The organism is Thermoanaerobacter wiegelii Rt8.B1 (assembly GCF_000147695.2).
Classification (GTDB): Bacteria; Bacillota; Thermoanaerobacteria; order Thermoanaerobacterales; family Thermoanaerobacteraceae; genus Thermoanaerobacter; species Thermoanaerobacter ethanolicus.
Window position 1 is genome coordinate 591,135 of sequence record NC_015958.1, and the last position, 26,026, is coordinate 617,160.

Genomic DNA, 26,026 nt, shown 5'->3' on the forward strand with positions numbered 1-26,026 from the left:
CATTCCATAATCTACATTCATATTGTTCTTGAGAAAAGTGTTCTCTATAATAAGCATTTCTGTTTATTGGGACCTATGACAAATTTCCATCACCTAAAATACTACCAATAATTATATTTAACTGGTAATTGGTTGGATGCAAATCTGGAATAGTTGATAAATATTTAGCTTCTTTTGTTTTTAAAAGTAATTCATACTGTTTTTTCATATACTCTTTACTTTTTCTGATATTATATTTTGATGCTAATCTCCTCACTGATTGCTCAGATATACCAAGATGCTTTGCTAAAATTTTATTGTTCGTATTAGGATAATGTTTTTGTAAATATTCTAATTTGTCCATGAAATTATCAGTCCTTCAGATTATTCTTGCTTTAATTATGTAAATGATAAAATAAGAATGTACGAAAAGTGGAAAATAAAAATGTACAAATTTGTACATAAATTTGGTATCCTTCTGTTTGTAGGAGGGATACCAAAAATGAAAAATCTATTAGGTCAAATTAGTATATTTAAGGCTATGGAGATAAAACCTAATTTTTCAGAATTAGCAAGAGAATATGGAATAGATAGGAGAACTGTTAAAAAGTATTATGAAGGATATGAAGGCAAGCCAAAAACAAGAAATAAACAAAGTAAATTAGATAAATACTATGATGAAATAAAAGCAAAGCTTGAAATAAAGGGGGTTACGGTAAAGGGAGTATATGAATACTTTGTTTCTAAAAATTATGATATTGGGACATATTCTAATTTCAACAAATATGTAAAGAGAAAGGGGCTGAAACCTACTAAAAAAGCAAGTGGTCATCCACGATTTGAAACTCCTGCGGGAAAACAGGCCCAGGTAGATTGGAAGGAAGACATAAAATTAGTTTCGAGATATGGAGAAGAATTCGTTGTTAATGTATTTAACTATAAACTTGGATATTCAAGATATTGTGTCAATTCTCAAATTAAATCTCCAAAGATTTTCAAATTATAATGGCATTTTTTAAGTGCATAAAAGTATTTTTTCTCAAATTATTACAGCCTGATTAAAAATTTTTTTCACTTTCCAAGAGCATTACCGCCAAAATATGTTAATATCTGTTATTGAAATTTTATTTAATTAATATATAATAAAATTGAGAGTAACACAAAAAGTGCTACTCTCATAAACTGATTTCATTTTGTGCCTGGTATATTACTTCTTCGTCTATTTCTCTTAGCCTTTTAGAATACGCATAGAGTAAAGAAGCTGTTACCAGGTTATTTATTATCCTTGGGAGCCCTTTTGTTGGGGAATATATTGCTTCATATGCTGATGGTGTAAATATATCATCCATCATTCCGGCTATTTTCATTCTTGTTTTTATATAATCTTGAATTTCTTCTTTTTTTAGCCCTTGCATCACATACTTTATAGAAATTCTTTGCCTTAGTGCACTGTTTACATTGAGAGCTAGTTTGTTTCTTATGTGTGGTTGTCCTGAAAGTATCAATATATACGGGTTTTTAGAATCCATATTAAAGTTAAATATTATTCTCAAATCTTCAAGAACATCATTAGAAACCAGTTGTATTTCATCTAATATTATGACAGGAGTTATTTTCTGGCTATAGTAAAGTTCTGTTATCGCTCTTTGTATCTGGTAAAAGAGCGTTACTTTTTTGTATGAGGGTGTTTCGCCTAAAATCATAGCCAATGCTTGATAGAATTCTCTCACTGTAAGTGTAGATAAAGCGAAATAACATGGTTTAAATGTAGAACGGTTGAGGCTTTCAGCATATCTTCTTAATGCAGTAGATTTACCTGAACCGGCCTCCCCAACGATAAGTCCTATACCCCTTGTTTCTTGTAAATATTTTAACCTGGCATTTAATTCAGCAATGTCTTCACTTATGTAAAGGTCGTTTACACTTATCTCTTTAGAAAATGGATTAAATTTCATTCCAAAATATTGGGTAAACACTTTAAGGCACCTCTCTTTCAATCAATGATATCGTTAAAAGAGATTACTTTATGCTTGGTAAAATCACTTATTTCTTCATTTTCGTTTACGTCATTTTTGCCTTTTATATACGCAGCAGGAATTTTAGCATTCTCATGAAAGTTCACTTTATACGCTTCCCCCACTTTTTTGCCCTCATAATAAAGTAGAAGCGGTGTATTATCCTTAAGCCACTCAGGGTCATATCTGACTTCTAAGTGCATATTTTTAAACTTTTCTTCTGTTTCATAAAGTATATTTTCCACTTTAAGTGTAGCATCCTTATTTACCTTACGATTTACTCTTATGAGAAAACATTCATTCAACATATCTATGTTACACATATTTATTCTTGATATTTGTGACATGAAAAAATCTAAAGGACTCATGCCAATACTGCTGTGTTCTTTTCTGTTGTAATCTTCCTCCAGCCATTTAAAAAACATCATGTTGAGTTCATCTATACTCTTTACGGAGGTAGGATCTATTGTGCTTAAGAATCTCATTCTCACCGTATGAAAGAATCTTTTCTATTTTTTCCTTTTGAATGAGGTGAAAAAGGCTCAGCGTGAATAAGAGATGTGCCTAGTGAAGCACAGATATATTCCAATTGAGTGCTTCTATATATCTTTCCGTTGTCAGTGTAAAGCATTTTGGGTATCCCCCTTCTTTGCACCGCCTCTTTAAATGAGTCTCTTAAAGCTAAAAAATTCTGGGTATAGTAAAAGCGAGCATAGGTACAAAGCCTTGAAGCATCATCTATATATGGCAATAAGGTACGTTTGTCTTTTTGTTTTACCTTCTTTAATATATGGCCCATACATGACATCAGTTTGCCACAGTTCATTGATGTATTCATGGGAAAATCTCTTTGTTTTACCCTCTTTTTCTTTATCTAGAGATTTTACAGGAATGTTTTTCAAAAACCTATAGAATGTCGAAAGGGATACTTTATTCGGTGATATTATTCCTTCTCCTATCAATGTCTCATAAAGAAGTTTGTTGGGCATTTCAGGATGTTCAAGCTTCTTTTGCTTTATTTTCTCTGAAAGTTCAAAGTCTATCTTTCTGTATTTGCCTCTGTCACTTCGATAACCCGGCTTTAACGCTTCTATACCGCCTCTTAAATACTGATACAGCCACCCTCTAAGTGTCTTGGGAGTATATCTTCTCATTCCAAGATAAGGTATCTCAATAGGTTTATCGGAAAGAGCATCAAAATATTCTTTCTGATTTTTTACCTGTCCGTTTAACACCGGACTTATCAGTGGAAATCTCTTTAATGCTATAGCTTCTCTCGCTTTTTCATCAAGCATTTATATGTTCCCCCTTCACTTTTTTGATTTCTTAATCGTAATTTTAGCTCATATCTGGGGGACATTAAAGGAAAAAGCTATGTTGCTAAGAAAAAATCAAAATTTTTATTTAAATCTTTCATGTTTAATGCTAAAATTATGTGAGAGGGGCCAGAAATGATTTTTGGCAATGAGCATAAAACCGTTGGGAAAAGAGTGGTACAATGTTTATTATGTCCAAAATCTCTCTGGCCCTCTCTCTTTGAGAACTAACCTCGAATAACTTTATGTAAGGGTCTATTTGCCTTAATCCATATATGATAAAACTTAAATTATTCATTATCCTTTTGGTGTAAAAAATATATATGCTGTCTTGAAAATAGTATGGTAGGGAAGTTTCTTTTTAAGTCATTTATGAAAGAACTGAGAGTTTTTTCTCTTGTAAGTGTCTCTTTTAAAGACTTTACAATCATATTGAAAGAATACTGAAAATGAGGAATACAGAAATCAGGGAGGTAGGAAAGAGTCCTTTTGCACACAGGGCATATATACCTTCTTATGGCTATTTTTACACAGTTAGGTCCATCTAAATAGTAACGGTAGTAAAAACCGTGCTTTTTTAGTTTTACTCTGCACTTGCAGTCAGAATGAGGGCATCTGTCTGGTGGGTCAGGAAAATTGTAATCTTTACTTCTTTGCAAATATTCTTCAATGTTATCAACATGAAAAATTATTTGCATAAAACAACATCTCCAATTAAAAAATTAATGCTAAAAGAATGTGATGAATTTTTTTCACATTCCTTTAGCATTAATTTTATCACAAGATTATTTAATCTGAAAAATTTTATCGGTTTTGGGCTGAATTAATTTGAGAAATGACACTTGATGATTTTGATTTTGAGTTTCAACCAAGCATAAACAAACAAGAAATTCTTGATTTAAAAAGCTTAAGATTTGTAGAAAATAACGAAAATATATTGTTTGTAGGAACCCCCGGCGTAGGCAAGACACATCTTGCCACCGCCATAGGGATAGAATGTGCTAAGCACAGATATTCTACATATTTTATTCATTTTCAAGAATTAATGTCTCAATTAAAAAAGGCATTAGCAGAAAACCGTTTAGAGATCCGATTAAAACATTTTTCAAAGTATAAAGTGTTAATAATAGACGAAGTAGGGTATTTACCAATAGACACAGATGCTTCAAATATATTTTTTCAGCTAATATCTAAAAGGTATGAAAAGCATAGTACTATTATTACAACTAATATGCCCTTTTCTAATTGGGCAGAAGTATTTGGATCAGCAACATTAGCCAATGCAATATTGGATAGATTACTTCATCATTCGCATGTTATATCAATAAAAGGGCCTTCATATAGATTAAAGTCAAAAGTTGAATATTTTAACAGTTCTTCGAATGCATCTTAGTACATTTTTTGTACAAAATTATATTCCACTTTTTGTACAAAAATATATTGACTTTTACAAATTATAACATAAAAAGCAAAATGTTATGAAATTTTAATTTTACATTATCTTTTTGTGATAAAAAGAATTAAAGGGAGAAATACAATAGTAAAATGAAGCGATATAAAAATGACTTTGTTGCCGAAAAAATAATTAAAAAATTTTTGTGACTGTCGATGCTGGTTTACAAAAAGGAATTTGCTGTCAAAATATTATAGTAAAAATAACAATAGGAAAAAGTAGATACAGAAATTTCTTTGAGTTTCTTAAATGTCTAAAGTGCAGAGGTACAATATTTGCTTAACTTTTATCAAAATCTGTCGATATATTTAAGTAGTTAATTATGTATTAATGTACTAGAAGAATAAATATATGTCCAGGATGTTCATAGAAAAGAGACTATGTTAATAAATGTAATGAATTTTGCGTTTTATCTATTAGCAAAAGTAACAAATAAACATCTGCTACTTGCTTGAAATATCTTAAACTCCAATATTCTATAAATTAAATAAATATATAATAAGTGGCATGTATTAAAAAATAAATAATGGGGAGTGAAAGTATTGTTTGGTACATATATTGGAAATAACAGGGTGCTTGTTTCTACAAAATGGGGTGGGATGTTATTAGTTAATTCTAGTGATTTAAGCTTAACGCCAACTCTGATTATTAATGGAATTTACGATGTTGGATTAACAAATTATCTAATAAAAAATATCAAAAATGGAGATACAGTTGTTGATATAGGAGCAAATATAGGATATTTTACTGTTCTTATGGGTTATTTGGTAGGTAATGATGGAAAAGTTATTTCATATGAGGCTAATCCCAATCTTATTCCTTTAATACAAGATAATATTTCTATGAATTATATAGGGAATAGAGTTAAAATATATAATAAGGCAATATATTCGGATTTTAAAAAGTTATCTTTTTATATAACAGATAAATTTATGGGGAATTCTTCATTGCATAAGCATGATGATGGATATCTAAATAAATATAAAGGAGATTCAATAAAAGAAATTCAAGTTGATGCGGAACCTTTAGATGCAATTTACGATAATATTGACAAAATAACTTTCTTGAAAATTGATATAGAAGGTGGTGAATATCATGCCTTAAAAGGTATGGAAAAACTATTAGCATCAGGAAAAATTGAGACTTTAAGTTTTGAGCTTAATAGAGGAATGTTACAAGATGATTGGAATTTATTATATGAATTTTTAAAAATACATAACGAAATGCACTATTATATATTAAATAATAATGGAGATATTATATCGATATCTCTTGATGATATTTTTAGACATGATGAAATACCTAATGTTATTATAAAAATAAAAATATGAAAAGGGGATAATATTTTATGAATATTTTGTTAACTACGTTTTGGGAATATCCTCATGTAGGAGGAGTTTCATCTTATATTACAACATTAAAAAACGGCTTTGAATCGACGGGAAATAATGTCTACGTTTTATCATATAATAATGTTAAGGAACAAATAGGTAAACAATATACTTTAATATCACTTATTGAAAATTTTAAAGTAGTATTTTCCAGCTTGGTCAAGGAAATTTCTATAAAAAATAATATAGATATAATTGTTTGCAATGATGTAATAGCATTATTAGCTTCAAAACAAGCACAGGTAAATATTCCATGTTTACTTACAGTACATGGATATTTAGCCGATGAATATATTGCATCAAATTCAATATTAAAAGGAAGTATAGAAGAGAAATACTTAAGGTCACTTGAAGAAATTGCGTATAAAATAAGCGATAATATTATTACAGTTGGAGAGCGGTTAAAAAAATATATAAATAAGATAACACAAAGAGATGTATTTGTTATAAATAACTTTGTTGATATAAACAAATTTAAATTTATTAAAATTAATAAACCTGATAATAAATTTACTATATTATTTTCTGGTAGGCTTACTAAACAAAAGGGTGTAATTTTTTTAATTAAAGCAATGGAATTGTTGCTTAATGAGTTTAATAATATAGAACTCATTATTATTGGTAATGGCGAGGATTATCATACATTAAAAAATTATATTAAGGACAAAAATCTGGATAATTATATTAAGTTTGAAGGAATTGTTGATAATAAATTTATGCCAGAAATGTATAATAAAAGCGATGTAGTAGTAGTTCCGTCTATTAAATTAGATAATGTGGAAGAACCATTTGGAATTGTAGCAATTGAAGCAATGGCTTGTAGGAAAGCTGTTATTGCATCGGGTATAGGCGGATTACGAGAAATAATAGTAGATGGGTATAATGGCTTTTTAGTTCCAGATAAAAATCCAGAAGCAATAGCTGAGAAAATAAAGTATATTATTTTAAATCCGGAATTATCAAAAGAAATAGGACAAAATGCAAGGAAAACCGTTGAAGAGAAATTTTCGACAGAAATTGCAATAAAAAAATATTATAATATTTATAAAAAAACAATAGAAAAATATTATGAACTTAGACAATGGCCGTTCATTATAAAAAATTCTGCTACTAACATTGATAATAAAATGAGTATATTAAACGAAGAAGAAAAAAAGCTAATAGAAATCAATACTTTAATTATTGATGGAAGATACAAAGATGCAATTAATTTAATAAATTATATAAGCAATAACTTAATAAATAATAAATATAGCGATGTAATTAATTATATGAAAGCTATTAGTTTTACAAAAATTAATGATTTAGATAATGCATTTAATTATATAAGTATGATAAATTCTATAAATAATGACAAATATAGATTGCTTTATGGAGATATATTACTTTTAAAAAATAATTATTCGGAAGCAATTGAGCAGTATAGAAAATTAGAAGACGATAAGTTAAAGAAAATAAGATTATCGCTATGCGAATTTGTATCAGAAGGATATCTAAAATTAAAAAATCATGATGATTTAATTAGCAAATGCATTAATATATTTAAAGAAAATAATTATAAATTAAATATTACTTACCTTCCAATTGTGAATGGTGTTACGGGTGGAATGAGAATAATTTATGAACAAATAAATAGATTAATAGAAAGAGGACATAATGTAGAGGCAATAAGTTATTATGGTAATCCTGATTGGTTTGATTTGAAGTTAAATGTAAAAAAAATTAGTTTAGGTGAGAAAGTCGAGAAATATATAAGTAATACGGACGCTATTGTCTATACATTTTGGAATCAATGGTATGAGATAAATAATTTGGATAATACGTTATTTTTGATTCAAGGCGATGAATTTCTCTTTGATGATAATAAATTAGATACATCATTGAGAGAAACAGTTACAAATAGTTATATTTATTCAGAGAGCAAATTTTTAGCAGTATCAAGATTTTTAAAGGAAACAATACAGGAAAAATATAATAGAAATTGTACAGTTATAAAAAACGCCATTGATACGGAAAAGTTTTATTGTAATTCAGAAATTAAACAAGGGGATAAGATAAGAATAATTATTGTAGGGAATGCAATGCTTAAATTTAAAGGATTTGATGATATATTAAAAGCATTTAACATAGTGAAAGATAAAGGTTATGATTTTGAGGTAATATGGATTACACAATCACAACCAGAAATAAATCTCGAAAAATATATTAGAGTTTATGTAAATCCTCCACAAGAGAAAATTCCTGAGCTTTATAGAGTAGCTGACATATATGTAGCTGGCTCATATTACGAAGCGTGTCCATTACCACCGCTGGAAGCGATGGCTTCAGGGTGTGCTGTAGTTACGACAAATAGTGGTGGTGTAACTGAATATGCAAAAGATGGTTATAATTGTCTAATGTCAAAGCCAGGAGATTTTTATGGTTTAGCAGAGAAGATAATACAGCTTATAAAGGATAAAGACTTAAGAAAGAAATTAGTAAAGAATGGTTTAGAGACAATTAAAGAATTTACATGGAATAAAGCAATAGATGTACTCGAAGATACTTTAATAGAAAATTATTTAGATGTTAAACCTATTAAATCTTCTCAATTTACACTAAATACACTCTCTCTCTGTCTTATTACAAAGGATGAAGAGAAAAACATTGCACGCTGTATAAATAGTGTTAAAGACATTGTTGACGAAATAGTTGTTGTTGATACTGGTTCAACGGATAAAACGGTGGAGATTGCGAAGAGTTTTGGGGCAAAAGTCATACATGCAAAATGGGAGGATGACTTTAGTAAGGCTAGAAATATAGCGATAGAAAATGCTACTGGTGATTGGATATTATTCCTTGATGCAGATGAAGAAATTAGAAAAGATGATGTATCAAGAATAAGGCTGCTTTTGAATGATGATACAGTAGAAGCATATATTTTCAAGTTTATAAATTATGGAGGAACAAATATAGCAAACGGTTTGACGGAAGTGCATTACAATTTTAGACTGTTTAGAAATAATGGAAAGCTAAAGTATATTTATCCCATTCATGAAAACTTAAGAAACGTAGAAGAAAACAGATTGCCTATTTTTAAAAAAGCAGATGTAACGATACTTCACTATGGATATCTTTTAGAAACACGGATAGAAAAAAATAAAACGGAGAAATATATTAAGCTTATATCCAAGTACCTTGAAGAACATCCTGATGATAAATTCCAGCACGGTAATCTTGCAGTAGAGTATTATAATGCAAAAGAATACCATAAAGCATTGAAACATTTGCTAATAGCCACAAAAGGAATGAATGTTAATTCTCCTACTGCTACGCGGTTAATAAGATATTTGATAGCAACTTACACTGCATTAAAAGACTATGATACAGCATTAAAAATTGCTAATGATGCAAAAGCCTTTTATATTGATATACCTGATTTTAAGTTTTTTGAAGGTATGATCTACGCAGAGCAAAAGCGTTACGAAAAAGCGATAGAAATGTTTAAAGAATGCGTTGCAATGGGAGAATATAATGGAGATTTTATAACAATGGGAGGAACAGGAAGCTATCGGGCAAAATATATGGCTGCTCTTTGCTATGAAAAACTTAATAAGCTCAATGATGCAGTTAGAGAATACATTGAAATATTAAAAGAAAATCCTAGTTATCAAGAAGTGTTTATAAAATTTTTCGATGTGCTGATAAAAAATGAACCTCCTGAGGATGTGTACAGATTTTTTGAAAAACATGTTGATACTAAAAATCCTGTAAATAATGCTATATTAGCAAAGTTATATATCAATTTAGGAATGTTTGAAATGGCAAAAAGATATATTGATAACATAAATATCGATATAGAGGGATTAAACAGTTTAAAAGGAACTGTATATTTAGGGCTTAAAGATTATAAAAAAGCAATCGAGTATTTTGATATGGAGTATGGCAAAGCAAAAGAAGAAGCAACGTATCAAAAAGTGCTGTGTTATATACTTTTAAAAGAAATAGATAAGGCAAAAAATCTATTGTGGGAGATATCAGAATCTTCTGATAAGAAATTGTATATGACAATAGTTGGGGAAATGAAAGCTAAATTTGATGATATTAAAGATAGTTATTTTGCATTACTGGATTTACTTATTAGTTTAAAAGAATTTGATTTATACAATGATGTGCTAAATTTGTATGTAAATAAATTTTCTAAAGAAGAGTATGAAAAATATGGACAACTTATGATAAAATATGGGCTTGAAGAATTAGCTGTTGAAGCTTATATAAGGGCTGCAAATTTAAACAGTCAAAATCCTGAGGTATATAGATATCTTGCTGAAAGAGCATTAGGACAGGATATGTATGATGAAGCTTTATCATTGGCAGCCAATGCATTTAATATTGACAAAATGGATGTAGATAATTATGTATTGTTATACAAGATATACAAAACTATAGGAAAGCATGATGAAGCTGAAGAAATTAACAGGATGATAAAAGAGATATACCCAGAGATAGATCTTGAAGAAAGAGTGAGCTTATATTAAATGGCGGGGATTTCCCGCCATTGGTGTATTTATATTTTATTATTTTATTATACTAAAGAAATTTTATAATCAGTAAGCCACATGTTTATTTGTACGAGATAGGCAAAAAGTTGGGCTGAGCCCATAAGCTGTGAAAACCAGGCAGGGTCATAGGCTTTTGCATCTGTTTCTATGAGTTCTGCAACTATTTTTTTATCTACAAGTTGCAAAAGTGGAGATGTACTGTCATCAATTATTTGTTTTAGCCATTTTTTAACAATTATTTTAAATACCGGATTGTGAGTTTTAGGATATGGACTCTTTTTCCTATCAATCACTTCGTCTGGGATGTAACCTTTTAGAGCGTATCTAAGTATCCCTTTTTCCCTTCCGTTTAGATTTTTCATTTCCCAAGGTATATTCCAGACATATTCTACAAGCCTGTAGTCTAAAAAAGGTACTCTTGCTTCAAAACCTACTGCCATGCTCATTCTATCCATTCTGTCAAGAAGCATAGGCATAAATCTTGTTATGTTAATATAAAACATTTCCCTCATTCGGGTATTTTTGGGGTCTTCTCCGATGAGCTTTGGCACTTCATTTAAAGCTTCGTTATATCTATCATTTAAATACTCTATAGGCCTTATATATTTTACAACTTCTGGCAAAAGTAATTTCATGCGTTCCTTGACCATTCTTATCCATGGGAAGGTGTGACTTTCAACTGCTTCTTTGTTTCTAAACCAGGGATAACCTCCAAAAACTTCATCAGCACCTTCTCCTGATAGAGCGACTGTGGCTCCTTTTTTTACTTCTTTTAAAAATAGATATAAAGATGAATCTATATCTGCCATACCAGGAAGGTCTCGAGCGTACAAGGCTGGCTTTAGAGCATGTGCAAGTTCTTCATTATCTATAAATACATAGTTATGGTTTGTGTCAAGTTTCTTTGCGACAAATTTTACCCAGTCTGCGTCAGAGTTTGGTTGAAATTCGTTTGGCGTAAAATATTTATCATTACCCACATAATCTACAGAGTATGTTATAAGTTTTTGACCTTTTTGTTTTAATTCTTCATTTGCGAAGAAAGATACAGCAGTTGAATCAAGTCCACCTGATAACAATGAACATAAAGGTACGTCTGAAACAAGCTGCCTCACTGAAGAATCTTTAAGGAGATACCTTATTTTTTCCCCTGTTTTTTCAAGGTCATCTTCATGGGGAAGACTTTGTAATGACCAGTATTTGCTTATGTTTGCTCCATTTTTAGTGAATATGAGGTAATGCCCGGCTTTTAATTCTTTAATGTCTTTAAAGACACCACATCCGGGAGTTCTTGAAGGTCCCATTACAAATATTTCCGCAAGACCTTGTGAGTCTATCTCTGGTTTTACATGAGGATGTGCTAATATTGCTTTAATCTCTGAACCGAATATCAAAGACCCGTTTTTAATGGTATAAAATAGTGGCTTTATTCCGAGATGGTCCCTGGCAATAAAAAGCCTATTTTGCACTTCATCCCATATTGCAAAAGCAAATATTCCATTAAATTTTTTAACACATAAAGGACCCCATTCTATATAAGATGTCAAAATAATTTCAGTATCTGAACGGGTTTTAAAAGTATATCCCAAGGATATGAGTTCGTTTTTTAATTCATCCATATTGTAGAGTTCTCCATTGTGGATGATGACAAAATTTTTTTCACCGTATTTTTTTATCATTGGTTGACTTCCACCTTCTGGATCGATTACAATTAATCGACGATGACCTAAAGCACAATGTTTTGACAACCATATTCCAGAACCGTCAGGTCCTCTTTTTTTAAGAGTGTCTGTCATTTTTTCGATTACTTCATTTTGAAGTGATAAGTCCATATCAAAGTTAACCCATCCCGTTATTCCACACATAAAAATCCTCCTAAATTTAAATCTATAAGTAAATATATTCTCTTTTTTTGCCATTGATACATGTTATAATTTTCTAATGAACTTTTAATTTCTACATGATATAATAAAAACATAAATGTTTTAGGAGGATGCGGCTTATATGGAGAAAGTGATAAAAGAGCATTATTACGAAGAAAACGACATTGCTGAAAGAATAAAGCTTTTAAAAAAGAAATTAAATGAATGCAATATAGAGCTTCCTAAAGCTTTAGAGCTGAGCCGTGAATTAGACGAATTGATTGTCATGTACATGAAAAGAGAAAAACAAGTAAAACAGGTAAAATAAAGTGCTGTTTTACTTGTTTTTCTTTTTGCGTGAAAATTACATAAAAAAATTTAAACTTTTTAAAATATATGTCGATATTTATAATAGCAAAAAGGGAAGTTGTTACAAATGATAAATTTTTATTCCAGGAGGTAATAACGGCATGTTGCAGGGGATAAGTACTGCGGGAACGGGGCAAGTAAATTCGCAGTTTAAAAGAGATAGTGCGTTAGTAGAGGAAATAAAAGCAGTAAAAGATATACTAAGTAAACCTGTGGATGAAGATAAACTTAATAGTGAGCTTAATAAAGAAAATAGAAAAATAAGCATTAACGATCATACATATTTTGAATTTTCTGTACACAAGCCTACAAACACAATAGTGGTCAAAATTGTTGATAGCGATACAAATGAAGTTATTGACGAGATTCCTCCTGAAAAAATACTTGACCTTGTGGCAGGATTATGGAAAATAGCTGGACTTTTTGTGGATAGAAAAATATAGTTGGGGGTATGAAAAATGGATCCAATAAGTATGAATAGCTACAATGTGAGCAATTTATTGAGAATCAGTGGTCTTGCGACAGGACTCGATACTGATTCTATGGTACAGCAGCTTATGAAGGCTGCAAGTATACCTCTTGATAAATTAGAACAACAAAAGCAATGGTATCAATGGCAGCAAGAGGATTTAAGGGATATAAACACACAGCTTATGTCACTCCGAAATGACATTGTTTTTAAGCTCAAACTACAGGGGACTTTTATGGCAAAAACTGTTGCATCGTCAAATCCTTCAGTTGCAACGGCTACAGCAGGTGTAAATGCGGTAAATGGAACTTATACTATATCAGTAACGCAATTAGCTCAAGCTGCGACAACTGCAAGTACAGATAAAATTGGTGCTGCAACTAAAAATTCTGATGGAACATATACGTATAATACACTTAATAATACAGGAAACGATATATATCTTTATTTAAAGGGATTAGACGGTACAAATAAACAAATAGTAATAAAAAATGGTGCAACAATAAATGATGTAGTTGCTGCTATAAATGCTCAGACTAATGCGACAGGCGTAATTGCTACATATGATCCGGGTTTAGATAGGCTGTTTTTGGTATCAAATTTTACTGGAGCAAATTCAAAGATTGATTTTAGTGGTACTACAGATTCAACTGCCCAAAATTTTTTAACAAGTATCTTAAAATTAGATCCAAATATTTTGAACGCTGGAGGTATAACAGGACAAGATGCTGAATTTACTTTTAACAATGTTCCAATGACAAGTTCGACTAACAATGTCACAGTAGCAGGAATAAATATTACCCTTACAGGGACAAGTAATAGCACAACAACCATTACTGTTTCAACGGATGTTGACAAAATATATAACACAATAAAAAGTTTTGTTGACACTTACAATGATATAATCACAAAAATTAATACAAAGCTTACAGAAAAAAGATATTACGATTATCCACCTTTGACTTCTGAACAAAAACAAGCTATGAAAGACAGTGACATAACATTATGGGAACAAAAAGCCCGCTCTGGGGATTTGGCTAATGATGAAACTCTTATGCGAGTATATTACTCCATGAGAAATGATATTTCATCTACAATTTCTGGTGCAGGTTCTTTAAGTTCAATTGGTATTACTACAGGCCAATGGTATGAAGGTGGGAAGTTATATATTGACGAAACAAAGCTTAGAGATGCTATTGCAACCAATCCTCAATTGGTAATGAATATATTTACAGGTACCTCAACTTCTCAGGGTATTGCACAACAGCTTTACGATACCTTAAACAGTGGCATTGATGCCATAACTCAAAAAGCAGGTAGTACCACACAGCTTTATGATACAAGTTTTATAGGAAACAGAATAAGAGAAATAGATGATAGGATTGCTCAAATGCAAGATTATCTAAATAACCTTGAACAGAGATATTATGCACAATTTACACAGTTAGAGATGTATGTAAGCCAAATGAATTCACAAAGTGCGTGGTTAAGTCAACAAATAGGGGTTATGGGGAAATAGAAAGGAGTGCGGTGATGGTAAATCCATATCAGCAGTACAAAGAAAATGCCATTTTGACGGCAAGCCCTGAAGAACTGGTACTGATGCTTTACAATGGCATAGTAAGGTTTATAGAAGAAGCAAAAGGGGCGATAGAAAAAAAGATTACATGGCAGCAAATAGTGGTATACAAAGGGCACAAGACATTATTACAGAGCTCATGCTTACTTTAGATATGAATTATGATATTTCTAAAAACTTGTACAGTTTATATGACTATATGCTAAGAAGATTAATTGATGCCAATGTAAAAAAAGATGTGGCAATTTTAGAAGAAGTAAAAGGATTTGCCATAGAATTAAGAGATACTTGGAGTCTAGCCCTTAATAAAGTTAGAGAGAAAGTCTACGCGAAGGGTTGATGAGATGCATAATAATGTAGAAAAGCTTACTCAAATTGTACAGGATAAAATTGAGAGGCTGAAAGAACTTTATGAGGTCACTGAAAAAATAGGTGCCTCTATAGCTTCTAACAATTTAGAAGAATTGAAGAATTTACTTACTACAAAGCAAAAAATCATAGAAGAAATTGACAAATTAGATGCAGATTTTATCCCTTTGTATAATGCTTTTAAAAAAGAAAATAAAGTTGAAAGTATTTTTGCTTTAGAAGGGAAAATTACAGGAGAAATAAGTAGATTGAAGGCACTCTTTATAGAAACAAAAGCTCTTTTGGAAAAAATAAAAGAAAAAGACGATAAAAACCTTCAAAATATAACTGCTGTTTTCGAAAAAATAGAAAACAAATTAGAGGAATTGTCAAAGAATAAAGAAGGGTATATAGAATATCTTAAATACTATACACCTGACAGTTATTTTTTAGATAAAAAACGTTAAAAGAAGCGGGTTTCCCACTTCTTTTAGCTTGTTGACAAAGTCAAAATATCTCCTTTGCAAAAGTTTTTCATCAGTCTAAAAGAAGCGGGTTTCCCGCTTCTTTTAGATTTTGAATCTGTTTATAGTAGTAAGTAAAGTATTAGCAATATTGTCCAAATCTTGTGCGGATTTTGATATTTCTTCTATTGCAGTTTTTTGTTCCTCTGTTGCAGAAGATATTTCCTCCGTAGAGGCAGCAGCTTCTTCCGTTACTGCGGCGATATTTTGTATTGAATCTAACATTTCACTTCTGCTTTGAGAAATCATAAGCATTGAGTCATTGAGTTTATTAAGCTCCTCTACGATTCTATTTACCGCTTGCTGAATGCCGTAGAAAGTATGAACTGTTTTTGCTAAAGATTCATTTTGTTTTTCTATAGAAGCACTTGCTTCTTCTACTACTTTATGGGTATCGTCAATATTTTGTTGTATTTCTTTTATAATAGCTTCGATATTTTTAGCGGCTTCCGAAGACTGATTTGCCAATTTTCTCACTTCATCAGCTACTACAGCAAAACCGCGACCGGCTTCTCCTGCACGGGCTGCTTCAATTGCAGCATTTAATGATAAAAGATTGGTTTGGTCGGCTATTGCGGTTATTGTTTCTACAATTTTTCCTATTTCATGAGATTTTTTCTTTAAATAGGAAGTAGATTCTTTCACTTTGCTGTGCATTTGTTCTGTGATTTTAGTCTTTTCACTTAATTCTTTTATATTTTCTAATCCAGTCTTTGCTGCTTTTGTTACTGATTCAGTTTCTTTATTTATATTCTTTGAATTTTCCATTGTCACATCTAAATTTTGACTTAAAAAATTGGTAATAGTTGCAGCTTTTTCAGCTTCTTTTGCTTGCTCCTGCGCACCTTTTGCAATTTCTTCCATAGCTGCAACTACTTCATTTGTGATTTGCTCAGCTTTATTTGATGCAAAGGATACTTTTTTAGAATATTCGTATACAGAATTTGCAGCAGATAATACGTCGGTTACTAAGCTTTTTATACCATCTATCATAAGGTTAAAGCTTAAAGCTAGTTTGCCTATTTCGTCGTTTGATTTCAGGTCTACTTCTTGTGTCATATCCCCATTTGCAGCTTTGCTCATTACTGTCATGACTTTTCCTATTTTTGAAGTGATATTTTTTGAGAAGAAATATGTTATTAATATTCCTATTAAAAGGCTTATTAAACTAAAAATTATTGTATTATCTTTTATTTGAGAAGTTTTTTCAGCAAGTTCTGAAGAATCCATGGTTATTGCAGCTTTCCAACCAAAATTATTTAAAGTTTTTACAGATGCAAATTTATTTATTCCATTATCATTGTACTCAAAACTTCCTTCTTGCATAGAGAGAATCTTTTTGCCATAATCGTATTTTGTTATGTAAGAAAATAAATTTTTCTTATCTTTATCAGCGATTATAATGCCTTCATTAGAAATTAAATACACATTTCCTGTTTTTCCTACTTTTATAGAAGAAATCATGTTAGAAAGAGAATCTAAATTTATGTCAAAAGCCAAAACTCCTACGACATCAGAAGCAGCTGAAGTTAAAGAACTTCTAACGGCTTTTGAAACAGTAACTACTCCTCCATTTGTTCCATCATTGCTGTAAGGGCCAGTCCATATTATTGCATCCGGATTTTCAATAGCTTTTTTATACCATTCCTGGCTGGTAGGGTCATAGTTTGGGTCGAGGGGAAGGTCAGGAGATTGAATTATTTTTTTATCTGGTGTTGCAAAATAAATAAGAGATATTTTAGTACTTTTTGCTTTTAAAATGGTTGTAAATAAATCTTGTAAATTCTTTTTATCAGTCTCGAAATCACCTTGTCCTAAATTTAGAATTTGAGGATTGGCAGAGAGAATAGTAAGCTGAGTTTCAATATCATTTTTGAAAAGGTCTACATAATTATTTATTAGTCCTAATGTATCAGCATTAGAGATGTTGATAGTATCTTGTAAAGTTTTTGTTGACTTGCTTGTAGACATATAACCAGTGAAAGCGAGAGGAACGATTATCATAAAGGCTATGAAGGTCATTAATTTAGCAAATATGCCGCTGCCACTGTTTGAAAGCTTTAGTCTAACGTTTGCCTTAGGAATTTTAAAAAACGAAATTTTAGGGAACCTTAGTTTTGACTCTTTCTTTTGAATTCCTTTTTGCCTTTTCATTAGTTAAACACCTCCAAAATGGGTGAATTAAGTTATGCAAGCGGTTGTATAAATATATTATACCACTGTTAGATGGATTTTACAATAAAATGTCGGAATTTGTATTTTGAGATCGTAAAAATTTTATTAAAATTTTATTGCTATTTAAGGTTTAAGGTGATATAATACACGTATAATATAATCGAAAGATTATATTGAACCAAAAATTCAAAGTGAGGGGATTATTAGTTATGTATCAAGACAAAGTGTTAGTGTGCAAAGATTGTGGAAAAGAGTTTGTGTGGACAGCAGGAGAACAACAGTTTTATGCGGAGAAAGGCTTTCAAAATGAGCCTGTAAGATGTAAAGCCTGCAGAGAAGCGAAAAAAAGAAGAAACCATCAGTACAATGCTAGAAGAGACAAGAAAGCTTTTGGCATGAGCAGATAATCCCCTTACTTTTTCGCAAGAAAAGTAAAGAGGATTATACAAAAGACACCATTTTGGTGTCTTTTTTACACTTCAGAACTTTTTCCACATTGTTAAAAGCGAATTTAAAAGTTATTCACAAACTTATCCACATTATCCACAGATTTTTATTTCACAACATATTTTTTTCTTTCTAAAAAAATTTCCTGTCCTCTTTAAAGAAAAAAATATTGAAATTTTATTCATATGATATTATAATTATGAAAGCAAAAGGTCAGAAAATCTATTTGTAGCAGTTATTTATAATTGACATTTTTTATGAATTTACAAAATTTTTATAAAGAGGAGAGGAGAAGAAAAATGAATAAAAAAACATTATTTGTTTTCTTAACAATGACAATTATTTTGGGTTTAATTTTATCCGCTTGTGGCACCAAACCAGCTAATACTTTGGACAAAATTAAGGAAAAAGGCGTTATCGTAATGGGTACAAGTGCAGATTTTCCACCTTATGAGTTTCATAAAGTAGAAGGAAACAAAGATACAATAGTAGGTTTTGACGTTGATATAGCAAATGCAATTGCGAAAAAATTAGGGGTTAAGCTGGAGATAAAAGATATGGACTTTAAAGGGTTGATTCCAGCTCTTCAAGCCGGGCGCATAGATATGATCGTGGCAGGTATGACTCCAACACCAGAACGAGCTAAAAGTGTTGATTTTTCAGACCTTTATTACAACAGCCAACAAGTTGTAGTTGTAAAAAATGACAGTCCTATTTCGAAGTTTGATGACTTAAAGGGCAAAACCGTGGCTGTACAAATAGGCACCACTTCTGAAGAAGCCGCTAAAAAGATACCAGATGTAAATTTGAAGCAACTAAACCGTGTTGGAGACGCCTTTATGGATTTAAAAAATGGCAGATGTGATGCGATAGTATTGGAAAATACTGTAGCAAATGCATATCTCAAAGAATATAAGGACATGAAGATGGTTTTCATGAAAGAAATTAACACGGTAGATAATGGTTCTGCTGTTGCAGTAGCTAAAGGGAATAAGGAATTAGTGAATATAATAAACGAAGTGATAAAAGAGTTAAAAGCAAGTGGCGAATATGACAAACTTATAGATAAATGGTTTAAGCAATGATTAAAATTTAGTGGAGAATTTTAAAAACAATTCTCCACTAAAATTTTGCTGAAAGGAAGATTATTATGAGTGTAAATTTTTTGAGCATGTTAAAATACAGTCATTTATTTGTAAGTGGTCTTCTTATGACTTTAAAACTCACCTTTTTAGCAGTGACTATAGGAGTTATATTAGGCCTGATTGTTGCTCTTATTAAAATGTCTTCTATAAAACCTATAAGCTTTATAGGAGCCAGTTATGTTGAAATTATAAGAGGTACTCCTCTTTTGGTACAACTTTTATTGATATATAACGGTCTTATGCAATTTGGAATAGATATACCAGCTTTTACAGCAGGAGTTTCTGCTCTTGCTATTAATAGCGCTGCTTATGTTGCAGAGATTATAAGGGCAGGCATACAAGCTGTAGACCCTGGGCAAAACGAAGCAGCTCGTTCCCTTGGCATGACTCATGCTATGGCGATGAGGTATGTGATAATTCCCCAGGCAATAAAAAATATTTTGCCTGCTTTGGGAAATGAATTTATTGTGATGCTCAAAGAATCAGCTATTGTATCAGTAATAGGCTTTGCTGACCTTACAAGGCAAGCAGATATTATACAAAGCATTACTTATAAATATTTCGAACCCTACATCATAATTGCAGCCATATATTTTGTAATGACCTTTATCTTTTCAAGACTCCTTGGAATCTTTGAAAGGAGGTTGAGGGCTGGTGATACGCGTTAATGAGGTGTATAAAACTTTTGGCAATTTAGAAGTGTTAAAAGGCGTAAGTCTAAACGTAAATAAGGGAGAAGTCGTTGTGATAATAGGACCAAGCGGTTCAGGAAAAAGCACCCTTTTAAGGTGTATAAACCTTTTAGAGGTGCCTACTAAAGGAGAAATCTATATTGAAGGGATTAAAATAAACGACAAAAAAGTAAATATCAATAAGATAAGGCAAAAAGTAGGAATGGTTTTTCAGCACTTTAATTTATTTCCACACTTAACGGCTTTAGAGAATGTAACTTTAGCTCCTATTAAAGTGAAAAAGATGGACAAAAAAGCCGCTGAGAATATAGCTTTGGGCTTACTGGAAAAAGTGGGGCTTGTTGAAAAAAAGGACGAGTACCCTATTAAGCTATCAGGCGGTCAAAAGCAGAGACTTGCAATCGCAAGGGCATTGGCTATGCAGCCAGATATTATGCTTTTTGATGAGCCCACATCAGCTCTTGACCCTGAAATGGTAAAAGAGGTTTTAAACGTCATGAAAGGATTGGCTAATGAAGGGATGACTATGGTAGTTGTCACTCATGAGATGGGGTTTGCCAGGGAAGTAGGAGATAGAGTCATTTTTATGGACGATGGAATGATAATAGAAGAAGGGACGCCAGAAGATATTTTCTACAATACAAAAAATGAAAGGACAAAGGAATTTATAAGTAAGATTTTATAAAGGCACTCAGGAGGGAGTGTCAGACTGTAGACAAACTTTCGGAAATAGGATATTTTGCAATCGGTGCGACTTGTGACAAAGCGATAACAAAACTTAATGAGACCGAGGGTGGAGGCAGGGCCGAAGCCAAGGATGGCGGAGGCGGGCACTAAGACAAGGATGTCGAATGTGCCCGACGCTACGGAACCCGAGGGTCGAGTTTAGCTTTGTCGCTTTGGAACACTGGAGTGACGATGCAAAATATCCTATTTAAAAAATTTTTTACTTTGTCAACAAACTGGCACTCCAGAGGGAGTGTTTTTTGTTTCCACATATTGCAGGAATATTGTTTTTTATGTAGAATTATATTAAATAGAAGGATAATGAGAGGGGTTTGATACTATGAATATCACAGTAAGCGGTAAAAATGGCATGACAGTTACAGATGGACTAAGGGATGCGGTGATAAAAAATGTGAGCAAATTAAGCAAGTACTTTACTGAAGACACAGAAGTGAGGACTGTTTTAAGTGTACAGAAAAACAATCACATTGCAGAAATCACAATACCTTTTAAGGGTATTATATTTAGAGCCGAAGAAGTAAGTGACGACATGTATGTGTCAATTGATAGAGTTGTAGATAAAATAGAAAAACAAATACTCAAACACAAGGCAAAGCTTAAAAATAGATTCGGTGCTAATGAGTCAATAAGGTTTGAAATTCCACCTGTTTATCAAGAAGCTAGGGGAGAAGAGGAAGAGGCTTCCTTTGAAATAGTTAAAACAAAAAGGTTTCCAATAAAACCTATGTCACCTGAGGAAGCAATTCTTCAGATGAACCTTTTAGGACATAACTTCTTTGTGTTTACAAATGCAGAAACTGATACTATAAATGTCGTATACAAAAGAAAAGATGGGAAATATGGCTTAATAGAGCCGATAGAATAAAACTACATAAGAAGCAAAAAAATTGGGGATAGGCTCTATCCCCAATTTTTTTGTCTAAAAAGAAGGAATTTTAAATTTTATATAGAATATATTTTAAGTGTGGACAAATTTTAATAGGGTGTGAAGATAATGGGTGAAATAACAAAAGATACGGTAAATTCGATGGAAGGATACATAAACAAAATTCAAGGAGTATTATCAAACAGAGTTGTTGTAGAAAATGGTGAAATAACTGAAATCCATGTGTTAGCTGACAGCACAAGGAATGCGAAGCAGATTGCACGAGATGTGCAATCTGTTATAATGGCGCAATTTGGAATTGATATAAATCACAAGATTGTCAGTGTTGCGCAAATTGATACTGGAGAAAAACTCCAAGGAGAACACAGGCTTGTCTTTTCAAGCTATTCGTTTATAAATAATGGTCTTACCAGTGAAGCGAGAGTTATCCTCACAAGAGGCGATGAGATTTTTGAAGGATATGCTGAAGGGCCTAATACTGCAAGTAATAAGTATAGAATAATTGCCAATGCTACACTGGACTCTATTTCTAAATTGATTCCCAAAAACCATTTATTTTTGTTGGAAGATGTCGATATATTTAATATAGCGAAAAGCAGGATAATAGTTGTAGGGGTTACTCATGTGACAAATAACCAAGAGGACCTCCTTACCGGGTCTTGTCTTATAAAGAAAGATGAAGGGGAGGCTGTGGTAAAAGCCACATTGGACGCCGTCAATAGGCGCGTCATGTCGATCACATCTCTTTAGTTTTTTAACGCCCAAACCGCTTAAAAACCGTTTAGCGTAGCGTCGCCTGAAGCCTAAGGGCAGAAGAGCTATTACAGCAAAGGAGGGTTTCAGGATGAATAAAGCGACACTTATAAAAATATTATTGGTTTTAATGGCACTTGCATTAGCTGGAGGTGCAAATGTTGCTTGGGGTTAAGCGGTTTGAGGTGTTTTTTTAGATTGAAAACAGGAGGTTTATTATGCTTAACAAAAGAGTAAAAATATACATTTCTATAATAATAACAGTGGGATTATTTTTTATTATATATTCGATGTTACATATTTCTACAAATCAAATAATAGACATAATTTGGTTTGGCTTTTTTGCTGCTTTGGCTGAATCAATGCCATTATATGTAACAAAAGAATTAACTGTATCTGTTGCTTTTACAATTGATTTAATGGCAGTGCTTATTTTTGGACCTTATGAAGGTTCTTTAATTGCAGCTATAGGTGTGGGATTTCAGGTTGGCAAGTACATGGATGGGAAAATAAGACATATTTTTAATTTCCCATATTATAAGACTTTATTTAATATATCTCAATTAGCCCTGAGTGTTGGGATTGGTGGATTAATATATAGATATAGTGGTGGAGTAAGTACAACTTATATATATCCTAAATATATTCTTCCTGCACTGTTAGCAGCAATAACATATTACTTATTAAATACTATTATGGTAGCTGTATTAGTGTCTTTGCTAACTAATAGACGAATTAAATATGTCTTAACAAAAGATTTTAAATGGATGGTTCCTAATTTTTTCTTTCTTGCCTTTTTAGGCATAGTTATGTCAGAGGCTTTTATAAGAATAGGCTATGTAAGTCTTATTTTACTTTTTATACCTCTTTTAATGATTCGCTATATGTTTAAGCTTTACATGGACTCAAAGCAGTCTTATTATGACACAATAAATGTGCTTGTAAAGGCTCTTGATGCAAAGGACAAGTATACAGCAGGTCATTCAAAAAACGTAGAAAAAATTGCAGCTTTACTCTGCAGAGAATTTGGTTTTAGTGAGTCTCACACTGAAATGGTGAGGATTGCAGCCCTTTTACATGACATAGGAAAGATTGGAGTAAAGGAAGAGGTTTTAAATAAGCCAGGGAAGTTAACTGATGAAGAATTAAGCATAATAAAAGAACATCCTCAAAAAGGTTATGAAATATTGAAAGAAGTCCCTACGTTAAAAGAGGCTTCTCTGTGGGTAAAATACCATCACGAGTGGTATAACGGAAGTGGATATCCCGATGGGATAAAAGGTGACGAAATACCATTGGAAGCTCAGATACTTTCTCTCGCAGACGTTTTCGATGCGTTGGTTTCAGACAGGCCCTATCGAAAGGCTTTTTCCCAAGAGGGAGCATATGAAATAATTGTAGGAAATGAAGGGACGCAGTTTAGCCCTAAAATAATAAATGCTTTCAAAAAAGCTTTTGAAAAACACAGGGAGGAATTTAAGCATGATATTTGATTCATTAGGTGCTTCTCTAATTTACGGAACTTTAAGAAGAGGGAAAATCAGTGGAATCGCTGATATTGATATAAAAAAGCCCAGCCTTTTTATAGCGGCATTTGCCTTGGAGTTTAGCATGCTAAACCTTGCTAACAAATTTCATGTGATTATGGAATACCGGTCTTATATACACTTCTTTGTATATCTTTTGCTTTTCCTAGGATTGTGGTACAATAGAAATAACAAGTATTTTAGGATAATAAGTGTGGGAGTGCTTTTAAACTTTATTGTAATATTTGCCAATGGAGGAAGAATGCCTGTATCCATTGATGCTTTAAAGGCAGCGGGACTTAATAATCTCATACCAGAGCTTCAGGCAAATAAAATTGCTACCCATCAAGTTTTGACAAATTCTACACGGTTAAAATTTTTAGCAGATGTTTTAGTGTTACCGAAACCTTATCCACTGCCAAAAGCCTTCAGCATAGGAGATTTTATAATGGCAACAGGTACATTTTTACTTGTTACAAATGCAATGCTTAAAAAGGTGAAGAGTCATGACGGCACAAGAAAGAAGGAATAAAATAGTTGAAATTCTAAAAAACGCTAAAGAGCCTATATCTGGCTCTGACCTTGCCAAAAGATTTGGTGTTACAAGGCAGGTTATTGTGCAAGATATAGCTATTTTAAGGGCTAAAGGGATTAAAATATTATCTACCCCTCAAGGCTATATAATAGACATTGTAAAAGAAAACACTGTAAAAAGAGTTTTTGCTGTCAAACACGGATACGACAGGACAGAGGAGGAGCTAAATTTAATTGTTGACAATGGTGGGAAGGTGTTAGATGTAATCGTAGAACATCCCTTCTATGGAGAGATAAAAGGGCTTTTAATGCTTTCTTCAAGATATGATGTAAGTAAATTCATGGAGTTTGTAAAAGAAGGGAAAGCTACCCTTTTATCCTCTCTGACGGATGGAGTGCATCTTCACACTGTTGAGGCGGAGAGTGAAGAGGTATTGGACAGAATACAAAAGGCTCTAGAAGAAAAAGGCTTTTTAATAGAATGACGATTTATAGCCACTTTAAAAAATTTTTAAAAAGTGGTTATTTTATTATTGACAGGTGTATATACATCTGTGTATACTATAATTGTGAAAATTAAAGGATGGGGGTTTTAACGTGAAAACAAGAGAAATTACTCTTGGAGGGCTTTTAGCAGCATTGGCACTTGTAATACCTTTGGCTTTTGGAGGAGTATTAGGAATAGTTATTCCGCCTTTCTCAGCAACATTAGCATCCCACGTGCCTGTAATGCTGGCAATGCTTATAAGCCCTGTAACAGCGGTATTTGTAGGTGTTGTATCTGCGATAGGATTTTTAATAAAATTGGGACCTGTAATAGCAGCAAGAGCGGCAGTTCACGCTGTGTTTGGCTATGTAGGAGCGAAAATGATACAAAAAGGATATTCTTTTCCCGTGGCGTTAGCTGTTACACTTCCAATACATGCTGTTTTAGAAGCAATTGTGGTGATACCCTTTGGTTTTGACTTTTACAAGGCGCTCGTGGTTGTGGGAGTAGGTACGATGATTCACCACACAATAGATTCGGTAATTGCATTGGCACTATTTTACGTATTAAATCCTATTTTGAAGTTTAAAGCTGTGGACATAAAAAATTAACCTTTTAAAAAGGAAACGTCTCATTTTGAGATGTTCTCAGTCTGTAGACAAACTCTTTATGATGTATTGGCATTTTGCATAAGTGAAGCGACTTGACAGAGCAGCAACTAAACTTAGCGAGACCGACAGACGAAGGCGGGGCCGAAGCCAAGGAGGGCGGAGGCGGGCACCTGAGAC

General features: G+C 32.2%; 21 protein-coding genes and 4 pseudogenes. 19 read left to right on the forward strand and 6 right to left on the reverse strand.

What is annotated here, in order from left to right; translation table 11 throughout:
* Positions 1 to 73 precede the first annotated feature (73 nt).
* Positions 74 to 343, reverse strand: a complete 270-nt coding sequence (locus tag THEWI_RS14675) for a hypothetical protein (protein WP_052877849.1) — start codon at positions 341 to 343, stop codon at positions 74 to 76.
* A gap of 138 nt (positions 344 to 481) precedes the next feature.
* Between THEWI_RS14675 and THEWI_RS02810 the strand changes: the two are divergent.
* Positions 482 to 943, forward strand: a pseudogene (locus THEWI_RS02810) (IS21 family transposase); the annotation flags it as partial.
* Positions 944 to 1,154: 211 nt separating this feature from the next.
* Here THEWI_RS02810 and THEWI_RS02815 read toward each other — a convergent pair.
* The 3 genes and pseudogenes from THEWI_RS02815 to THEWI_RS02825 all read right to left on the reverse strand — a co-directional run bounded on the left by THEWI_RS02815 (position 1,155) and on the right by THEWI_RS02825 (position 4,008).
* Positions 1,155 to 1,955 (reverse strand): ExeA family protein, encoded by an 801-nt coding sequence (locus THEWI_RS02815; protein ID WP_014062372.1) that lies wholly within the window; start codon positions 1,953 to 1,955, stop codon positions 1,155 to 1,157.
* Positions 1,956 to 1,972: 17 nt separating this feature from the next.
* Positions 1,973 to 3,289, reverse strand: a pseudogene (locus tag THEWI_RS15400) (DDE-type integrase/transposase/recombinase).
* Positions 3,290 to 3,425: 136 nt separating this feature from the next.
* Positions 3,426 to 4,008 (reverse strand): annotated as a pseudogene (locus THEWI_RS02825) (DUF6431 domain-containing protein).
* 137 nt (positions 4,009 to 4,145) lie between these two features.
* Here THEWI_RS02825 and istB point away from each other — a divergent pair.
* The 3 genes from istB (at position 4,146) to THEWI_RS02840 (ending at position 10,671) form a co-directional block, all read left to right on the forward strand.
* Positions 4,146 to 4,703, forward strand: coding sequence for an IS21-like element helper ATPase IstB (gene istB / locus THEWI_RS02830; RefSeq protein WP_014062374.1), 558 nt, complete (start codon positions 4,146 to 4,148; stop codon positions 4,701 to 4,703).
* A 593-nt stretch (positions 4,704 to 5,296) separates the two neighbouring features.
* Positions 5,297 to 6,094, forward strand: a complete 798-nt coding sequence (locus THEWI_RS02835; protein WP_244262306.1) for an FkbM family methyltransferase — start codon at positions 5,297 to 5,299, stop codon at positions 6,092 to 6,094.
* Between the two features lie 17 nt (positions 6,095 to 6,111).
* Complete coding sequence (locus THEWI_RS02840) at positions 6,112 to 10,671, forward strand: glycosyltransferase (protein WP_014062376.1); 4,560 nt, start codon at positions 6,112 to 6,114, stop codon at positions 10,669 to 10,671.
* Between the two features lie 47 nt (positions 10,672 to 10,718).
* Here the strand turns inward: THEWI_RS02840 and asnB are convergent, their stop codons facing one another.
* Positions 10,719 to 12,560 (reverse strand): asparagine synthase (glutamine-hydrolyzing), encoded by a 1,842-nt coding sequence (gene asnB / locus THEWI_RS02845; protein ID WP_014062377.1) that lies wholly within the window; start codon positions 12,558 to 12,560, stop codon positions 10,719 to 10,721.
* A 139-nt stretch (positions 12,561 to 12,699) separates the two neighbouring features.
* On the opposite strand from asnB, the gene THEWI_RS02850 reads away from it, so the two are divergent.
* The 5 genes and pseudogenes from THEWI_RS02850 to flgN all read left to right on the forward strand — a co-directional run bounded on the left by THEWI_RS02850 (position 12,700) and on the right by flgN (position 15,789).
* On the forward strand, positions 12,700 to 12,885 hold the full coding sequence (locus THEWI_RS02850; protein WP_003869286.1) for a Spo0E family sporulation regulatory protein-aspartic acid phosphatase: 186 nt from the start codon (positions 12,700 to 12,702) through the stop codon (positions 12,883 to 12,885).
* A gap of 142 nt (positions 12,886 to 13,027) precedes the next feature.
* Entirely contained in the window at positions 13,028 to 13,369 is a 342-nt protein-coding gene (locus THEWI_RS02855; RefSeq protein ID WP_014062378.1) for a flagellar protein FlaG, read from the forward strand.
* Positions 13,370 to 13,384: 15 nt separating this feature from the next.
* Positions 13,385 to 14,914 (forward strand): flagellar filament capping protein FliD, encoded by a 1,530-nt coding sequence (gene fliD, locus THEWI_RS02860; protein ID WP_014062379.1) that lies wholly within the window; start codon positions 13,385 to 13,387, stop codon positions 14,912 to 14,914.
* 83 nt (positions 14,915 to 14,997) lie between these two features.
* Positions 14,998 to 15,314: pseudogene (fliS, locus tag THEWI_RS02865) on the forward strand (flagellar export chaperone FliS).
* Between the two features lie 4 nt (positions 15,315 to 15,318).
* A complete protein-coding gene (gene flgN / locus THEWI_RS02870) occupies positions 15,319 to 15,789 on the forward strand; it encodes a flagellar export chaperone FlgN (protein WP_014062381.1) in 471 nt (156 codons plus the stop codon).
* Between the two features lie 102 nt (positions 15,790 to 15,891).
* Here flgN and THEWI_RS02875 read toward each other — a convergent pair whose 3' ends face one another.
* Entirely contained in the window at positions 15,892 to 18,000 is a 2,109-nt protein-coding gene (locus THEWI_RS02875; RefSeq protein ID WP_014062382.1) for a methyl-accepting chemotaxis protein, read from the reverse strand.
* A 230-nt stretch (positions 18,001 to 18,230) separates the two neighbouring features.
* On the opposite strand from THEWI_RS02875, the gene THEWI_RS02880 reads away from it, so the two are divergent.
* The 10 genes from THEWI_RS02880 (at position 18,231) to THEWI_RS02925 (ending at position 25,849) form a co-directional block, all read left to right on the forward strand.
* A complete protein-coding gene (locus THEWI_RS02880; RefSeq protein ID WP_003869296.1) occupies positions 18,231 to 18,428 on the forward strand; it encodes a zinc-ribbon domain-containing protein in 198 nt (65 codons plus the stop codon).
* A gap of 339 nt (positions 18,429 to 18,767) precedes the next feature.
* Positions 18,768 to 19,553, forward strand: coding sequence for a basic amino acid ABC transporter substrate-binding protein (locus THEWI_RS02885; protein WP_014062383.1), 786 nt, complete (start codon positions 18,768 to 18,770; stop codon positions 19,551 to 19,553).
* Between the two features lie 65 nt (positions 19,554 to 19,618).
* A complete protein-coding gene (locus THEWI_RS02890) occupies positions 19,619 to 20,281 on the forward strand; it encodes an amino acid ABC transporter permease (protein ID WP_003869298.1) in 663 nt (220 codons plus the stop codon).
* Positions 20,268 to 20,990, forward strand: a complete 723-nt coding sequence (locus tag THEWI_RS02895; protein ID WP_014062384.1) for an amino acid ABC transporter ATP-binding protein — start codon at positions 20,268 to 20,270, stop codon at positions 20,988 to 20,990. The genes THEWI_RS02890 and THEWI_RS02895 overlap by 14 nt, the downstream gene beginning before the upstream one ends.
* Before the next feature lie 381 nt (positions 20,991 to 21,371).
* A complete protein-coding gene (gene hpf / locus THEWI_RS02900) occupies positions 21,372 to 21,917 on the forward strand; it encodes a ribosome hibernation-promoting factor, HPF/YfiA family (protein WP_014062385.1) in 546 nt (181 codons plus the stop codon).
* Positions 21,918 to 22,046: 129 nt separating this feature from the next.
* Positions 22,047 to 22,688 carry a hypothetical protein gene (locus THEWI_RS02905; RefSeq protein WP_014062386.1) on the forward strand — a complete coding sequence of 214 codons (642 nt, stop codon included), beginning with the start codon at positions 22,047 to 22,049 and terminating at the stop codon, positions 22,686 to 22,688.
* A gap of 221 nt (positions 22,689 to 22,909) precedes the next feature.
* Positions 22,910 to 24,184, forward strand: a complete 1,275-nt coding sequence (locus tag THEWI_RS02910; RefSeq protein WP_014062387.1) for an HD-GYP domain-containing protein — start codon at positions 22,910 to 22,912, stop codon at positions 24,182 to 24,184.
* Positions 24,174 to 24,749, forward strand: coding sequence for a DUF5317 domain-containing protein (locus tag THEWI_RS02915; RefSeq protein ID WP_014062388.1), 576 nt, complete (start codon positions 24,174 to 24,176; stop codon positions 24,747 to 24,749). The genes THEWI_RS02910 and THEWI_RS02915 overlap by 11 nt, the downstream gene beginning before the upstream one ends.
* Positions 24,724 to 25,236: a transcription repressor NadR gene (locus THEWI_RS02920; RefSeq protein WP_014062389.1), complete on the forward strand. Its 513-nt coding sequence runs from the start codon at positions 24,724 to 24,726 to the stop codon at positions 25,234 to 25,236. The genes THEWI_RS02915 and THEWI_RS02920 overlap by 26 nt, the downstream gene beginning before the upstream one ends.
* Positions 25,237 to 25,348: 112 nt before the next feature.
* On the forward strand, positions 25,349 to 25,849 hold the full coding sequence (locus THEWI_RS02925) for a hypothetical protein (RefSeq protein ID WP_014062390.1): 501 nt from the start codon (positions 25,349 to 25,351) through the stop codon (positions 25,847 to 25,849).
* Positions 25,850 to 26,026: the final 177 nt, after the last annotated feature.

Coding starts and splice junctions, on each gene's coding strand:
- THEWI_RS02910 (WP_014062387.1), top strand. CDS start 22,910: ATGCTTAACAAAAGAGTAAAAATATACATTTCTATAATAATAACAGTG.
- THEWI_RS02885 (WP_014062383.1), top strand. CDS start 18,768: ATGAATAAAAAAACATTATTTGTTTTCTTAACAATGACAATTATTTTG.
- THEWI_RS02850 (WP_003869286.1), top strand. CDS start 12,700: ATGGAGAAAGTGATAAAAGAGCATTATTACGAAGAAAACGACATTGCT.
- THEWI_RS02875 (WP_014062382.1), bottom strand. CDS start 18,000: ATGAAAAGGCAAAAAGGAATTCAAAAGAAAGAGTCAAAACTAAGGTTC.
- THEWI_RS02920 (WP_014062389.1), top strand. CDS start 24,724: ATGACGGCACAAGAAAGAAGGAATAAAATAGTTGAAATTCTAAAAAAC.
- flgN (WP_014062381.1), top strand. CDS start 15,319: ATGCATAATAATGTAGAAAAGCTTACTCAAATTGTACAGGATAAAATT.
- THEWI_RS02890 (WP_003869298.1), top strand. CDS start 19,619: ATGAGTGTAAATTTTTTGAGCATGTTAAAATACAGTCATTTATTTGTA.
- asnB (WP_014062377.1), bottom strand. CDS start 12,560: ATGTGTGGAATAACGGGATGGGTTAACTTTGATATGGACTTATCACTT.
- THEWI_RS02880 (WP_003869296.1), top strand. CDS start 18,231: ATGTATCAAGACAAAGTGTTAGTGTGCAAAGATTGTGGAAAAGAGTTT.
- fliD (WP_014062379.1), top strand. CDS start 13,385: ATGGATCCAATAAGTATGAATAGCTACAATGTGAGCAATTTATTGAGA.
- istB (WP_014062374.1), top strand. CDS start 4,146: ATGACACTTGATGATTTTGATTTTGAGTTTCAACCAAGCATAAACAAA.
- THEWI_RS02840 (WP_014062376.1), top strand. CDS start 6,112: ATGAATATTTTGTTAACTACGTTTTGGGAATATCCTCATGTAGGAGGA.
- THEWI_RS02915 (WP_014062388.1), top strand. CDS start 24,174: ATGATATTTGATTCATTAGGTGCTTCTCTAATTTACGGAACTTTAAGA.
- THEWI_RS02855 (WP_014062378.1), top strand. CDS start 13,028: ATGTTGCAGGGGATAAGTACTGCGGGAACGGGGCAAGTAAATTCGCAG.
- THEWI_RS14675 (WP_052877849.1), bottom strand. CDS start 343: ATGGACAAATTAGAATATTTACAAAAACATTATCCTAATACGAACAAT.
- THEWI_RS02905 (WP_014062386.1), top strand. CDS start 22,047: ATGGGTGAAATAACAAAAGATACGGTAAATTCGATGGAAGGATACATA.
- hpf (WP_014062385.1), top strand. CDS start 21,372: ATGAATATCACAGTAAGCGGTAAAAATGGCATGACAGTTACAGATGGA.